The sequence below is a fragment of the Arthrobacter sp. DNA4 genome (genome assembly GCF_024362385.1).
Classification (GTDB): domain Bacteria; phylum Actinomycetota; class Actinomycetes; order Actinomycetales; family Micrococcaceae; genus Arthrobacter.
Genome location: NZ_CP101466.1, coordinates 2,055,263 through 2,071,465 on the forward strand (window position 1 = coordinate 2,055,263; position 16,203 = coordinate 2,071,465).

3 protein-coding genes are annotated in these 16,203 nt (G+C 71.9%); all 3 read right to left on the reverse strand.

All coding sequences use genetic code 11. The features are described 5' to 3' along the window. Nucleotides 1-6: 6 nt before the first annotated feature. From NMQ03_RS09450 to NMQ03_RS09460, 3 genes are read right to left on the reverse strand one after another with little or no spacing between them, the layout of a single operon-like run. On the reverse strand, nt 7-7,590 hold the full coding sequence (locus NMQ03_RS09450) for a neuraminidase-like domain-containing protein (protein WP_255175353.1): 7,584 nt from the start codon (nt 7,588-7,590) through the stop codon (nt 7-9). A gap of 17 nt (nt 7,591-7,607) precedes the next feature. After that, on the reverse strand, nt 7,608-8,426 hold the full coding sequence (locus tag NMQ03_RS09455; protein ID WP_255175354.1) for a hypothetical protein: 819 nt from the start codon (nt 8,424-8,426) through the stop codon (nt 7,608-7,610). After that, nucleotides 8,423-15,856, reverse strand: a complete 7,434-nt coding sequence (locus NMQ03_RS09460) for a SpvB/TcaC N-terminal domain-containing protein (protein ID WP_255175355.1) — start codon at nt 15,854-15,856, stop codon at nt 8,423-8,425. The genes NMQ03_RS09455 and NMQ03_RS09460 overlap by 4 nt, the downstream gene beginning before the upstream one ends. Nucleotides 15,857-16,203: the final 347 nt, after the last annotated feature.

Sequence of the window (16,203 nt, forward strand, 5' to 3'; positions counted from 1 at the left end):
CAGCTCCTAGCGGGTCGCGCCGAAGATGCCGGCGCCGGAGAGGAGATCGCTGCCGATGCCGGCGATCCCGTGCAGGGTGGGGTTGAGGCCGGCAGCGCCGACCAGGACGACACCGGTCCCGAGCGTCGTCGCGTCGACTGTCGCGGCGGGCGCGGTGGTGAGGAGCACCTGGTCTGTGCCCAGACCGCTTCCGGCGGCGACGGGGACGGTGACCGCCCCGTGGGCGGAGGCGACATCGGCCGCCTGGACGAGCTGCACGTCGAGTGCGCCGCGCTCGCCGACGACCTGGCCGTCGAAGAGGAGGCCGGTGCCGGCGTTGGTGATCCAGTCGCGCCCCTCGGGCTGTGTCAGCACCGAGTACGGCAGCCCGCTGTGGAAGACCTGGTCGATCGGGTCGACCACCCAGTCGCCGGGTTTGACGGGGACGACCTTGGGCACGCGCGGCTTGACGAGCTCCGTCCACCAGCGGTCGTCATCGAGCCAGTCCGGTCGCGGGCTGCCGGGCACGGGCGTGGTGGTCACCCACTCCTGCCACTCCTCGATGGTGCGCTCGGTGACCTCCGGCTCCAGGAAGAGCGTGGTGTTGCGGTCCGCGAAGAAGGCGGGTTTCATCAGGCTCTCGATCTCGCCGATGCCCGCGGCGATCGCCGCCTGGACGGCCGCCGGGTCGTCCGCATCCTCATACGCTTCGGCGGAGACGCCCAGCGTGATGAGGTTGTTGACGGGCAGGAGGGTGTACTGCCCCGTCGCTCCGAGAACGTCGAGCGTCACGGGCAGGTCGGGGGCAGGCTCAGAGCTGATCCGGGTGCGGATGCTGACGGAGAGCGTGCCAGAGGTGCCGATGTACGCGGTCGGCCGCACTTTGCCCGGATCCGTCCCGACGAGGAACGGCGTGGAGGGGCGGGGTCGTGCCGCCGTCGGCTCGGGCGGGCTGTTGCGGCTGGTGAGGTGCAGAGCCTTGTTGAACGGCGCGCCCAGGTTGAGGTAGACACCCGCGGTCGCGAGGGTCGCGGCGGTTTCGGTCCCGAGCGGCGGATCCGGGATGACCGTTACCCACACCGGGATGGACGCGGTGCTGAATCCCGCGCCGACGGTCACGCGGAGGCGGCGGTCCTCCGGCACCTCGTAGCCGGCGGTGCGCGGCGTGCTCCAGGCGCCCTCGACCAGCTCGCTCCAGTGCAGCTGGGCCTCGATCGTGAGGTTGACGGTCGGCAGCGTGATCGGTTTGCTGGTGTCGACGGAGGCGGCGCCCGCGGGCGAGCCCTGCTCGAGGAAGGTGACCCAGAACAGGAACAGCCGGTCGCGCCACACCACCGGCATGAGGTGGTTCCCCTCGATGGCCACGTCGATCGGCTCCCACGCCGACCAGAGCCGGTTCGCGTATCGCCGTGCGAAGTACTTGTGGGGTTGCGAGAACGTGCGGCCGATCACATGCAGGGTGTTGCGGGTGAAGTCGACGTCGTCCTCCAGGTGCATCGCGACGATGTCGAGCCTGGCCAGCTCCTCCAGCTGGCGCAGGTAGGAGAGGAACGCGTCCTCGACGATCTCGGGCGAGACGTCGTTGGCGAGCAGCTTGCCCTCGAGCTCGGTGAACAGGTGCGACTTGTCGCTGCGGAACTCGGGCTCCAGCCAGTTCTCTGGGAAGAGCCAGATCTTACGGTTGGCTTCCCACACCCGGTAGCGCTTCATCCACTCCCACTGCTCGGCGTTCACGATGGCCGACGGGTGCACCCGCGCCTCGAGGTTGAGCAGGATGCGGGTGATGAAGAGCTGGACGCTGCCGAGCGCCGCCCGGATGCGGGACGTGGTCAGCACCGGCTCGCTGAGCGGGTCGAGCAGCAAGAGTTCGTAGAGCTGCTCCACCCGCGACAGGGACTCGGCGTGCAGGACGAAGGCCACGAGGGCGTCGCGCTGGCGGGAGCGGAGTTGATCGGAGACGGGCTTCACCGCGGTGGTCCAGGTGGTGTCGTCGTAGTTGGCCTTGACCGTCTCGCGGATGTCGGCGGCGAGGGCCGCGCGGCCGGTGTCGTCGGCGGTCAGGTGGACGACCCCTGTCCAATTGCGCAGCCGATCGGGCGTTGTCCCGAAGCGCGCGGCGAGGGCGAGCACCTCCCACAGCCGGCGGAGCGTCAGGTCGTCGTCGATTACGGGTCCTGCGGGCCACAGCAGTGCGGCCGCAGCGATCTCGTCGGGCATGCGCCGCAGCAGGGCGGCGAGCAGCTCGGTGACGTGCGGCCACGGGTCTGCGGGCGCCGCCGCCGCTTCGAAGACGTCGATGAGTTCGCCCGGGCCGGCACCGAGCTCTGCGCGGAGGGATGCGTAGCCGGCGAGACGGAGGACGGCCGCGAACCGGTCGCGCGCCGCCGCCAGTTCGGCCGGGGAGTCGCCGACGGGCGCGGTGGGCAGGCCGCCCAGGTCGAGCCCGCCGAACTGCGCCGGGTGGGAGAGCAGGTGGCGTGCCTCGCGCAGGTCGAGGTTCAGGGCGGTGAGCAGCGATGCGGCCGAGCGCACCCGGGTCAGCGTCACGAGGGCCTGGTCGAGGGCGCTCGCCGGGTAGAGCCGGAGACTGCCGAACGGCGCGCTGGGAGCAGCGGCCGAGTGCACCAGGACGCGGGCGCGACCTCCTGCGAGCTGTGTCGCGGTGACGTCGAAGCGATACGGCACGCCCGCGTCCAGCTGGACGAACTCGTCCGGCCCTGTGCCCAGCACGGAGTCGTCGACCGCCGCCGTCCCGTCGAGGAACAGCGGATCGGACAGGTGCGGGAACGACAGCTGTGCACTCGCTCCCGCCTTCGCGAGCTCGATCGTGAAGCGGTTCGGTCCCGAGCGGTCCACGACGAGCGTTCCGGTGACTCGCATGCTGTTAGCGGCGGGCAGCGGGTCGCCCGCACTGTCGGTCGCGGCGCGGGCTGCCGTATCGGCATCGCCGACCAGCGACGGGGTGTCCTGGCGGGGCCCGGTGCCGTCGGCGCTCGGGAAGAAGTCGCCGTCGACGCCTGACTGTGCCAGGGACGTCAGGGTCGGCAGCACCGGTCGGCCGCCGACCGCGAGGACCGCCGGATCGGTGAGCAGTGCTGTCACGAGGTCGGCGTCCGCGTCGAGGGCGCGGGCGAGCGTGCCCGCGATGAGCTCGGTGGCCTGGCTGCGCAAGCGGGCCTCGGCGAACGCCGCCGCGGTGCGCGCACGACGGGAGGCGGTGGCGGCCGCGAGGAGGTCCGCGTTGGCGGCCGCCTTCTCGGCGAGCTGTTCGGCCGTGTCGGTGGGGAGGGGTGCGACGAGTCCGGGGACGGGCTCGAACAGTCCGGGGTAGTCGGACGCTGCCAGGAATCCCGTCGTCGCGCCGCCGCCGAGATCGCGCTGCAGCAGCTCGGTGTCGAAGAAGTCCTGAGTGGAGGGCGTGAGCGGTTCCGCGCCGCGCAGCATCTTGAGCAGGCGAGCGACGACGGGCGCGCCAAGGGACTGGCCGAGCAGCTCGGCGAGCCACTGCTCGGTGATGGCGCTCGCGTCGGCCGGCACGGCGGCGGCGGAGCGCAGGGCGCGCAGCTGGTCAGCGAGGCCGGTGATCAGCAGGGCGTCGCGGGCAGGATCGGGCTGGTCGGCGCCGGCCGTGCCGGCCGGGTCGAGCCGTCCGCGCAGCAGCCGGTCGAGCATCCCGACGTCGAGGTCGATCTCGGCGAGCCGCGCGGCGACGTCGACGAACGCGAGCGTCCCGCTGTACGGGTGGTCCTCGGCGAGGTCGTCGAGCGGTCCGGGCTCCACGCCGTCGAACGGGTCGAGGGCGCTGAGCGCGCTGAGCACGATGAGGTCGTCCACCGGTCGATGCATGGCCTTGGCGAGGAGGGCGTGACGGGCGAGGGTGGACACGTTCTCGAGCGTCAGGGGAGCGGTGTCGAGGGAGGTGCCTGCGTCGGCGAGGATCGCGGCCACCTGCGCGGCGCTCAGGCCGAGCGCTCCCTGCACGGCGGGGAGGTGCCCGGCGATCAGCCCGAACTCGGGGGGCTTGCCCTCGCCCTGCGCCGCGACCCAGGCCGGTGCGAGATAGTCGCCGAACGGGTGGTCGAAGACCGTGTCGAGGCCGGCGACCCTGCGGGTGAGGAACAGCGCGGCGTACGGGGAGCGGGCCCCGCGCACCGGGAGCGGCCCCCACAGGGTGAGCAGCGAGAGGCGCTTGGAGGCGGGGAGCTCGAGCGTCGCCGCGAGACTGACCAGGTGGGCGAGGTAGACGATCGCGGTGCGCAGCGGTCGGTCGGCGAAGACCAGCCGGCCGTCGGCATCGGTCGGCGTGAGGGCGCCGAGTGCGGTGTCCAGCTCCACGATCGACCAGCCCAGCCGCCGCCACAGCCGCACGAACCAGCTCAGCCGGACGAAGACGGCGGGGTCGGCGGCGGTGCCGTCGGCGTGCTGCAGGATGGTCCGGTCGAAGTCCGCACCGGTGTCGGGATCGGCGAGCACCAGGATCTGGTCCTGGGGCACATCGGCGAGGCGGTCGCGGACCTGCTGCGCAGTGATCCCGTACGCCGACGCGTAGGCGTCGATCCGGGCGGCGAACGCGGCGAGTTCGGTCAGGCGGTTCCAGTCGTCCACGCTCAGCGCCTTCTTGCGAGCCTGCTGAGCCGCGGTCAGGCCGTCGCCGAGCAGGTCGGACTCGGTGGAGAGGAAGGTCTGGTTCGCCGGGTCGAGGAACCAGCGGACGGTGCTCATCGCGGCGGGCAGTGCGGCGAGCAGAGGCTCCCGCGCAAATCCCGGGTTCACAAACCCGGTCTGGACGAGGTCCACCAGCTCGCGGTAGCTGATTCCGAGCCGGCGGGAGAGCGCCTTCGCCGAGTTCAGGTCGATGCGCTGGCCGGTGTCGGGATCGGTGGCGGCGGTCGTGGCGGCGCCCTCGTCCGGGTAGCCGTACAGCGTCCACCAGGCGGTCAGCGGATCCGGGTCGGTCAGCAGTGCCAGCTCGGGCGCGCTCAGCTCGAGCTGTTCGGCGAAGACGGCGACGCGGTCGTAGGCGGCGGCCGGGTCGATGAGCGCGTCGGTCGGGCGGAAGGTGTCGAGCAGCTCGGCGAGGGGCGCCTCGGCGTGCGCGGCGAAACGGCGGACGGTCTCCGTCCACAGGTCGAACGGCAGCCCGACGGGATAGACGGCCTCGCGCAGCGCGCGGTACGCGCCGGTCAGCACGTTCGCCGGCTCGGCCAGCAGGGACTCGGTGGCCGCGTCGCCGGTGTCGTGCACCGCGTCGGCGGCGAGCGCCCCGTGGGCGACCCGGTACTCCAGGATCTCGTTCACCAGGTCGATGTAGGGCAGCTCGGTGTTGGTGTTGGCGCAGTCGAGCTGCAGCTGCGGGAGGTCGGGGCGCCGGGCGACGAGCTCGTCGTAGGGGTTGCGGAACTTGTCGGTGTACGGGCTTCCGGTCCGCTCCTCCCACTCGGCCAGGAAGTTCGCCCAGGCGGCGGGCTCGCCCTCGCAGAACGCGAGCAGATCGACCAGGTAGGCGGCCGGGCTCAGCACGGAACGGCAGTGCTCGCACTCGCAGAAGTCGAGGGAGCCGAACAGCGACTCCATGGTCGGGTACCCCTTGAGGGACTCCTTCAGCCGGCTGACCTCGGCCGTGCGGGCGGGGGCGCCGCCGGAGATCGCCAGCAGCTCGGGGTCGCTGTCGACCTTCTTCACGACGCCGAACAGGTTGTACGACATCGCGGAGACCTGGTGCGCCTTGCGCCACACCAGCCGGGTCTCGGCGGCAGCCGGCTTGCGGCCGAACCGGTCGAGGTACGCCTTCTCGTACAGGCGCGAGAAGGCGTCGTAGGCGAGAGACGTCACGTCGTAGGAGGAGGTCAGGCCGAGGTCGAGCAACACGGCCATCGCGTCGTTGCCCGGTGTGATCTGGTACACCCGGTGCAGCGTCTTCACCGTCTCGGTGGCGGCAGCCCGCTCGTCGTCGCCGAGGCCGGCGATCGCGAGTCCAGAGGAGGCCAGATCGGACGTCTCCAGGTACGAGGTGACGGACTGCGCGCCGAGCTGGAACCCGGTCTGGGCGAGGGCGTCGAGCAGCTTCACGGTGGGCGCCGCGGACGGGCCGACGGGGAGGTCGCCCGCGTCGATCATCCTCGTCACCACCTGGGTGGGGTAGCTGATCCGCACCTTGCGCGCCATGTCCTCCGCGTATGCACCGAGCCGTGCCTCCACGTCGTCCCCGCCGTACGAAGCGGGGATGAGGGCGTCGAGTGCGGCGTCGTCGGCGGCGAGGTCGCGCACGGTCTGCGTCCACTGGTCGGCCCGGTAGAATCCCTCGGCGACCAGGGCGGCGGGGCTGGTCAGAGTCTGGTCGGCGCCCGGTGCGCCCTCGGAGAGCCTGCCCATGAGAGCCGTGGTCACCGGAGCGCTGTTGCTTACCAGGTAGGCGAGTTTGCCCTGCCACTGCAGGCGGGCGACAGTCGGCTCGTCGACGTTCTCGGCCCGCGCCGCATCCCAAAGGTCGCCGCCGTGCGCGCGGTCGGTTTGGGCGAAGAACGCGCGGGCGAACCGCGCCGCGTTTTCGTCGTCCGCCGCCGCGCCCAGGAGTTCGCCGTAGGTGCCGCTCGAGCCGGGCACGGGAGTGGCCAGCCGGGTGGTGTCGGCGAACTGCTGGAAGGAGGCGACCGCCTCCCGCACCGCCGCGTCGTCGAGATCGACGATTCCGCGCTCGCGCAGCTTCCCGAGGGCGTGGCCGACCGTGTCGGGCGAGAGCTGGGCGAGGGAGCCGTCGTCGGTGGGGATGCCCGCGCGGAAGAGTCCGTACAGCGCTTCGGCGGGCAGGCCGCTGCGCTCGCTCACGCGCTGCGCGTTGACGGCGAGGGCGGTGAGGCGCGCATCCCATCCGGTGCTGGTCGCGAGGCCGGTGAGGTCTCGACGGTCAGGGGCCTCGCTTGCCTTCGTCAGCGCGGCGGGATCGCCGATGAGCGGGATGATGTCGCCGAGCAGTCGCCGGTATTCGCCGGCCGCAGGCGCGAGTCCCGCCGGAGCCAGTAGATCGACGCGGGCGGAGGAGAGGGCGCTGACGGCGTCGAGCGGCGTCGAGAGCACCGTCTCGCCGCCGTCCGCTCCGACGCCGCGTACCTCGACGCTCCAGCCGCGAGGCCCCGGGTCGTACTGCATCCGGTAGCCGCCGGCGTCGTCCGTCGTCGTCTCGGTGACGAGGGTGCTGGTGCCGCCGAACCCTCGGCGGTACAGGCGCAGCGCGAGGCCGGAGGCCGGCAAGCCGGACGCCAGCAGGACCGTTCCCGCGAGGGTGCGTGTGGTCGGGCGCTGCTCCGGCGTGGGCTCCTCGTCGAACGCGCCGAGCCGTTCGAGCTCGGCGTTGAGGGCCTCCGCGGTCGGGTCGTCGACCGAGCCGTGCGCCTCGATGCGGTGGCGCTCCTGGAACAGCGACACGGCTTTCGCGGTGCCGTCGCCGTACGCGCTGCGGCGCGCCTCCCGTTTCAGGAGGGCGGTGAGCTGATCGACGTCGGGCGCGGGGAGGTCGAGGGCTCCGTGTTCGAGGAGCAGCAGCAGACCCTGCTGCAGGTCGGCGACGGCGGCGCCGGTGCTGCCGGCCTCGAGGCCGGGGACGATGCGGTTCATGGTGACCTCGCTCGGTGCTAGAGGTATCTGTCTGCTCCATAGAGCAGGGGGAGGATGGCGCGGTTGTCGCCCGTCGCCAGTGCGGCGCGTTCATCCGCGTCGCAGTCGTCGTAGAGCGCGGCCAGACGCGCCCGGTCGGTGAGCTCGTTGCGGTGGACGATGCGCGAGCTGCTCGCCGCGAGCTCGGCCATACGGGCGACGGCGTGGTCGCGGCGCTCGGTCTCGTCGGCGGCGCGCAGGGTGGCGGAGGCGGTGGCGAGGTCGTCGCGCAGGCTCGCCCCCGCTCTTGGAAGCCAGGTGCCGAGGAGGCCGCCGAGGGACAGCGCGACCACCTCCTCGAACGGGACGGCGCGGACGTCCGCGTCGACGTAGGTCAGGCCGTCGAGCGCATCCCACGCGTCCAGCAGCGCGTGGACGAGCGCGGCCGTCGACTCCGGCGTGCCGGGGCTCCTCCGCCCGGTGAGGAGGGTGAGGGCACCCCACGGGGTGCGGCCCAGCCGGTGGCGCACGCTGTCGGCGTCCATCGCCGGATCGGCGGGCGATACTGCCGCCCCCGCCCACGCGTCCGCCACCGCGCCCGCCCCCGCGCCCGCCCGGGCCGCAGCGAGCGCCGCGCCGAGGAAGTCCGCGGCGATGTACGCCCGCGGTCCCGTCCGCGCCGGATCGAGGTCGGCACTCGCCCCCACGAACACAACGTCCCCCTGCCCGACCGCTCGTGTGGGGATGTCGGCCTTGCAGCCGGACGCGACCCATTCCTCCCCGGCGTGGCGCGCGGCGACCAGGGCGCCCGCGTCTCCGCTGCGCCACGTCCACAGCGGGAACCCGACGGCGTTCACAAACCCGGCCTGATCGTCGGGGGCGGCGTTCCGCCGGGCGGCGGCAGCATCCACGGAGGCGGGACGTTGGCGGGCGGCGCGGGCACGGGCGCCGGCGGGGGAGGGGGCGGAGGCGTGACCGGCCGGATCCCCGGAGCGGGCGCCGGCACACCGGGACGCGGGGCGAGATTCGTGCGCAGCTGGCTCATCATCGCGCTCATGATCACGGTGGAGGCGATGGCTCCGACGATGGACTGCACGGTGTTGGTGATCTCCATCGTCTTGAACAGCGTCTGGCGCCGGCCGAGACCCCGCTCGACCTCGTCGTGCACCTCCTTGCCGAGCGCCTGGGCGTCGGCCTCGGTGATGTCGACCCACTGCCCTTCGCCGGCCTCTTTGATCTCATCGCGGTCGGTCTTGGAGGTCTTCTGCCACTTGTACAGGATGACGCCGTCCTCCGTGGTCTTCCACACCAGTCGCCAGACGGCACGGCCGCCCTGGAACTGCACGGCCAGCTGCCCGCTGGCACCCTGCCCGAGAAGGAACGGATACTTCGCCGGCCCGGATCGCCCGCGCCCGCCCGGGGGGACGCCCATCCCCTTGTTGAGCCAGCTCTGGTAGTCCTTCACCTCCTTGCGCGCGTCCGCCTCGCCCTGGCTGTTCCAGGGTTTGATCTCGAACACCTCGCGGCTGTCGACGTTGGTGATGTCGGGCTTGGCGTTCTGCTCGCTCGCCGACAGGCGCGACGGATCGCCGATCTCGGCATCGGTCAGGATCGTGGAGATCGGGATGTAGTTGGTGTAGATCCCGTCCTTCTCGTTCAGGTGCGACCCTTCGTAGTGATAGGCGATCAGCCGGTGCGCGGCGACGCCGAGGAACCACATGAACGGCTGATTCCCCGGCCGCCCTGGCGCGATGTAATACGCCTCGATCGCCCGGCCGTCCTGATCGCGGAGCGTGATCGGGTTGCCGCCTGCATACACGTAGACGTTCAGCCCGTCGGCCGTCTCAGTCGGGTCGGGACTCAGCCAGCGGCCCAGCCAGGGTGCGTAGTAGCGCACTCCGATCGAGACCAGCCCCGTCGCATCCCTCCGCTTGCCCAGCCAGCGGTCGCGTTTGGCGGTCTCGAGCGCGTTGCGTGCCGCCGCGTAGGACGTGCCGCCGTACGGGAAGTACTCCTCGTACGAGATCACGGCCGCATCCGCCGCCAGTTCGAGCGTCGTCGAGCCGAGGTGGTTGCGGTACTGGTGCCGCACGAGCTGAGACGGTCCGGCGTCCGCTCCGGAGGTCCGGGTCTCGACCAGGGCGACCGTGTCCTCGCCGATGTCGATGCGCAGGGTCTCCCGCACGGCCGTGGCAGTGCCGTCGGCTGCCAGCTCGCGGTCGATCTCGAGCCCGGGCAGCAGAATGCGCTCCGCACGTGGGGTGGGATCGGCGCCCGCCGCGGCCGCCCGGTCGACGGTCAGCCGGGTGCGCAGGCCGTCGCCGTCGTAGGAGTAGTACGTGATCTCGGGCAGAGCGCCCGGGACGACGACCACCTGCTGCCCGGTGCTCGCCAGCCGGTCGCCGAGGTCCCACCGCATGGTGGCCAGTTGGGGGAGCGCGGTCGTCTCGCCGCCGGGGCCGTATGCGCAGCGCTCCGCCCACGTCGCGGGGTCCGCAGCGGCCGGTCCCGTCGCCGACAGCCGGTTACCGCTGCGGGCGGGCTCCAGCACGGACGGCTCGTCGTACGCGTAGCCCTGCCGCCAACCCCCGCTCGCGGTCGCGTGGGCGATCTCGGCGAGGTTGCCCACGGCGTCGTACCGGTACGTCTCGGTGTACGTCACGAGCGCGTTGCCGTCGCCGGGATGCACGAGACCGGTGCGCGGCGCATCCGACGGACCGGGCGGGGTCGGCGGCCCGGCCACCCCTCCCACCAGTCCCGCGTGCTCGCGCCCGGTCGCGGTGACGAGCCGGTAGAGGTGGTCGTAGCCGTAGTCGGCGCCGGGCTCCACCCGCCGGTTGCGGAAGAAGACGACATTCGCGAGGTCGGCGGTGTCGCGGATGCGAGTGACGTTCCCCGCCGGGTCGTGCGTGTAGGCGAGCGCCTGGACGACCTGCTGGTCGGCGGGATACCCGGATCGAATGGTGGTCAGCGACGCCAAGCGCGTGCTCCGGGGGTCGTAGCGGTACTCGGTGACCGTTCCGTTGCCGCGCTCGCGGCGGAGCATCCGGCCGGACGCGTCGTAGTCGGTCCCGGTCACGACGTGGAGGCCGGCGGCATCGGGGTCGAGCAGCCCGGCGGGCGGTGCCGCCACATGCAGCCACACGTCGAGCCGTTCGAGGAGCCCTCCTGCGCCGTGACCGTAGCGCAGGACGCAGGTGGCCATCCCCGCGCTCGCCGGCGTGGTCGTCTGCACGGGGCGCCCGATCGCGTCGTACCAGGTGCGTTTGCGGTACTCGCCTGGTTCCAGCAGCGGTTCCGCGCCCGCGGCGACGGCCGCAGCGGTGGTCGCCGCGGCGGTCGGCGACCAGTCCGGCAGGTCGCGGTAGGCGCGTGCTGTCCGGTGCACCTGCTCGGTGATGTCGCCCTGGTGGTCGTAGTGGCTGTTCTCGCGCATCCCGGAGCTGTCGTACACGCGGTAGATCCGGCCGGCGGCGTTCGCGCGGGCGACACCCTCTCCGTAGACCCAGCGCTGCAGCAGCACCTCGGTCCCGCCCGCCGGCCGCGCGAACAGGTGGGTGGGCCGCCGGGCGGCATCGTAGAGCCAGCGCATCCTCACGCCGTGCGCGTCGAGCGTCCGTGCGGGATGCCCGTCCGCGGCAGGGAGGGTCAGGTGGCGTCCGGAGTCCATCGTGGCACGCACGAGCGTGCGGCCCAGACCGTCGAGGCCGTTGCGCGCCACCGCACCCGAGCGCACCACCTGCTCGACCACCGTCCGGCCGAGCGGATCGACGACGGCGAGCGGGCGTCCCGCCAGGTCGACCGCCATCCGGCTGGCCAGAACGCCGTCCGGACCGGCGTCCGCGAGCGCCGCGCACAGTCCGCCCGCCGCATCCAGCAGGCTGACCGCGGGCGTCCCCGCCAGAAGGGATGCCTTGGTCGCGGCGTCCTGCTCGGCCGCCACATCGGCGGGCGTCTCGCCCACGTCGCCGTCCAGGCGTCGGCGGCGCCACGAGACGTACGCGTCCGGCGCATCCCCCAGCAGGCGCGAGAGCGCGGGGCCGACGACCGGATCGGTGCGGTAGTCCTCCGCGGTCACCGTGTCCACGCGGTCCCAGCTCTCCTGACGCCAGGCCGCGATGACCGTCTTCTCCCAGGTGTCGTCGGGATGGAGGCGCCCGATCACCCGGCGCAGCGGGTCGCGCACGACCGTGGTCGCGAATCCCACCCGGCGGTCGCTCTCGAAGCGGTGACCGGCGCTGAAGAACGGCTCGAAGGTCTGCGCCGGGTCGCCCGCACGGTCGAGGATCACCCAGCTCGATCCGACCCAGCGCTCGGCGACCGCGCCGCCGTCGGCGAGAGGTCCGGCCTCGGCCTGCGTCTTGCGCTGCACCTCGTTGCCGAGCCCGTCGATGTGCGCGACGGCGATCTGCAGATCGGCGCCCGCCGGGTCGTCCGGAGCATGCTGGCGGCGGTTCAGCTGGACAGTGCAGACCGGCGTCGGGAACGGGTCGTCGCGGGTCCGGAGGAAGGCGGTCCGGTCGGAGACCGTCCGGGAGGTGGCGGCCTCGATGGCCGCGCCCGTGCCGTCGAGCGCGGTCGAGATCGCAACGATGTCGGCCTCGGCGAGATCGGGCTCGAAGCCCGCGAGGGAGTCGCCGGTCGGCTCGGCGGCGGTGCCGAGAAGTGCCACGCCGACCGGCAGGCCTAGGGCGTCGAAGGCGGCCTCGCTCCGCGAGCCCGAGGGTTCCGTCACCTGACGCGGTCCCAGCACGCGGAAGTCCAGCAGCGCGCGGCTGACGTTCCCCACCGGGTCGGTGGAGCTGACACGCAGCAGATCGCAGGGGTCGTACTCGATGCTGCCGACCCCGCCGAAGGCATCCACGAGCCGCCGCGGGAGGAAGAAGTGGGTTGTGGCGCTTTGCAGCTCCGTCGCGGGGGGATCGGCCGGATCGGCGGTGTAGCCGACCTCGCCCTGCGGGGCCCACCATCCCGTCTCCCCGTCCAGCCGCACGTAGCCCGCGTCGCCCAGCGCTGCCGCGTCGGCCAGCTCACCGAGCACGTCCTGAGCCTGACCGCCGGTCAGGGCGAGCACGTACTCCTGGCCGGGAAGCGCGCGCGCCTCGAGCGTGCCGGGCGGGAGCAGCGTGGTCAGGTCGTCGCTGCGGTAGCGGAGGATGCGATCCTCGGTCACGCGCCAGCCCGCAGCCGGCCCCGGGCGCAGCGGATCGAGGTCGCGCTCCGGGAGGCGGTCGCCGTCCGCGGGCGCGGCGACGGCGGCCGTCCATGCCGTCTGCGCGTCGTCCCAAGTGGTGAGGCCGGAGGCCGGGAGTCCGGGCCAGTACAGGGCGGCGACCGTCGTGCGTGCGGGCAGCGGCGCCCGATACGTGTCGGGGAAGAGCGCCGGGTCGACGAGGGGATCGGTGTACCCGGCGGCCGTCGCGCGCAGCACGGGCGTGGCCTGCAGCGCGACGGCGACCGCGGCGTCGGCGGGGGAGAGACCGGGCTCGGGATGCGGCGAGCGTCGCCCGTACGCGACTGACAGCGCGCGTCGCACCGCGCCGAAGTCGTCCACCTCCAGTGTGAAGTCGTGCCGGACGCGGGGATCGCCGGCCTCGCGCTCGTACGTCGCCGTCAGTGACTCCCGCGCGATCGCGCGGGTGACGGCCGGCCGAGCGGCGTCGCCCGCCTGCAGCTCGCGCGCCGAGAACACGCTCTGCACCACCTGGTACGGGATGCCCTCTCGCGCGCTCCCGTCGAGCCCGTACACCTCCGTCTGCAGCACCCGCCCGCGCAGCGCCCGGAGACTCGTGCCCGCCGGCGCCTCCTTGCGGCTCAGCGTTCCGTCCGGGTCGCCCTCCCAGCCCTGGCCCGCGGGCCAGTCTCCCGGGAGCGGGCTGTCGCCGCAGTGGTGCCAGGTGCGGGTCAGCGTGGGTGGGCGCCAGGGCGTCGCGGCATCCTCGTCCATCCGCTCGTCGGCCTCGATCGTCTCGACCATCCCGAAGCCGGCGAACTCGCGTTCCTCACGGTCGAAACAGCCTTCGTGATAGCGGTAGGTCGACGTGAAGCGCGTGCGCCCGACGAGATCGTGCACGTCGACGCGCTCGACCACGTGCACGCAGAACGGCAGCCGGGTCGTCCACGTCCGGCCCGCCATTCGGTCCGCCACTGCGAAGCGCGTGCTCGGGGCGTAAGCGACCTCCGTCCGGCTGCCGAGATTGTCGGTCGTGCCGACGAGCAGGTGCGGCTTCTCGGCGAGCAGCTGCACGTACCGCAGAGCGCGGCCCTGTGCGCCCGCGAGCGGCGACGACCAAACCAGTGCCGCCGTCCCGGTGCCGAGCAGATCGAGCACCTGGACGTCCGCGCTGTCGTCCGCAGACGGGAAGGCGAGCTGCACCGGGTCGCCCCAGCCGTTGCCCGACTGGTTGAACACGAGCCGGACGCCCTCGCGGTGCAGGTACACCAGGTCTGTCGTCCCCGAGCCGTCGATGTCGGCCAGGCGCACGCGACGCGGGTCGAAGTGTTCGGCGTCGTCGAGCAAGGGCGCGCGATCCATCGTCACCTTGGATCCGAACCGACCCCGGCCGAGGTTCGGCCAATAGCAGACCTCCCCGGCGCGGATACGGACCAGATCGGCCATCCCGTCGCCGGACATGTCTGCGAGCGCCAGCTCGTTCAGCTGGTCGCCGAAGCCTCCCGACGGGCCCTGCTCCTCGTCGGCGGGGAGGTCGACGCTCAGGCGCTCGCCGAAACCCGCCTCTCCGAGCGACGGGTGCCACCAGAGCCGGTCCCCGGCTGACACCAGAGCGTCCGCGCGCGCATCCCCGTCGAGGTCCACCAGCCGGAGGGACGGGTCGTCGCCGGGAACCGGCAGCACCGAGGTGAACGGCCGGTGCGCCTCCCAGGACTCGTCCTCGTCATGCTCGAAGAGGCCGGCGAGCGGTCCCTCCAGCTCGACGAGGTCGGGCAGCCCGTCGCCGGCGAGGTCCAGGATGCGGACGCCGCCTGCCCGGAGGGAGGGCAGATTCGCGACGGGAGCCGCGGCCGAGAACGCCGCCCGCGGCGCGCTGAGCGGACTCTCGTTGCGCAGGTAGTACCAGGCACCCGGTTCGCGGCGGAGCAGACCGGGGATGCCCTCCCCGTGCAGATCCGCCCATTCGAAGCCGAGGAGTCCAGCTGGGATGCCGCTGGAGTCGGTCTCCAGCTCGCGGACCTGCGGATCCAGTCGCGGCTCGCTGTAAGTGAACTCGACCGGCGGCAGCGACCGGCTCACATAGCCCGCGCCGTCACGACGGTGCCCGTGCTGGGTGACCGAGCGTAGCGAGCTGTAGACCGGGGCATCGACCGTCCCCGCGGCTATGTCTCCGGTATAGGCGAGCTCTAACGAGCGCACCAAGCCGTCATAGCCCGGCCCGTGCGGGGTGTCCGGTATGTGATGAAACATAAGGAAGCGGCGACACAGCCGCGTCGTACGCACCTCGAACCCGGCACGGTAGGTCGAGAACGGATCAGCCCGCATGAGCCAGTCGCCCCCGTCGCCGGGCTCAGGCGCGTTGGCGTCGTGCTCCCCATAGTCGAGCACAAGCTCAAACAGCCACTCTTGTGCGTCGAGGTCAGTGGACGAGACGAATCGGGGGCGACGGCCGGCGTCGTCGAGGAACGGTTTGCGATTGCCATAGCGGATCGACTTTAGGTACCTGTTAACCGTTCGTCGGCTGTCATCGCGATCGCCGCGATTCGCCTCGCTTGCGAGGCTGAGCAGGACGCCTGTACCGTCGTCGGCACGGTAGGTGTAGGCAATCACGTTGCCCCGGTCGTCGCGGCTGTAGCTCAGTAGCCAGCTGAATACCCGGGAGGGATCGGCGGGGTCGCTGATACGCGAGGCGGCATCGGCACCGTAGGTGTTGTGGATGTTCTCTGCCGTCAGCACCCGCCAGTGCGTGTCGCCATCGTCGCGGATCCACCGCTCGATGCGAACGGGGCGGTCCTCGACACGGGCACGGAACCTGGTAATGGAGTACCCGGCCTGCGTTTGGGTGTCGGGCGGAGCGGGGATCGGGACGAGGTCTTCCGATCCTGTGAGGAAAAACGTGTCGCCGTCGTTGTAGAGGGGAAGTCCACGATCCGTGCGGCGGGAGATGAACGGAGTGTGGACCGCCCAGCCAAAACCGAACGGGCCGTTGCCGCCTGCGCTATCATAATCGAGTGCCAAAGCGGGGCCGAATCCGGCGCGCCCAGGACTCGTGGGAATCGGTATCGTGAACGTGCCTGTTCCTGTCGCCACGTTGCTGGCGAACTTTTCGCCCATGGGCCGGATCGCACCGCCGCCTTTGGGCAGGCTGACCGGGGGTCCGAGTGGGCCCGCTGGACCCGGGTCGAGGGACGACACCCCCGCAGCGCCGTAGTCCGGAGCCGTCTTCAAGACGCTCGCCCCTGTTGCCCATGAGCGCTGCTGCCGGACTTGATCTGGCATCATGTCTCCCCTCAAAGCCGGTGTAAGCCCGCCTACGGCTCATGGATAGCTTTCTCTGTCAATCCGTCCAGCTCCATGTCAGTTCACTTCTCAATAGCGAGCCCGAACGCCTCGATTGACGGGTCCGTCAAACGAGAAGTCGTACTTTTGCTGGCGGCTTCACGTGCCAGTATCGGCACACG

What these genes read in the sequence shown, in the direction of transcription:
- NMQ03_RS09450 (WP_255175353.1), bottom strand. Translation starts at nt 7,590, where the DNA reads ATGAACCGCATCGTCCCCGGCCTCGAGGCCGGCAGCACCGGCGCCGCC.
- NMQ03_RS09460 (WP_255175355.1), bottom strand. Translation starts at nt 15,856, where the DNA reads ATGGGCGAAAAGTTCGCCAGCAACGTGGCGACAGGAACAGGCACGTTC.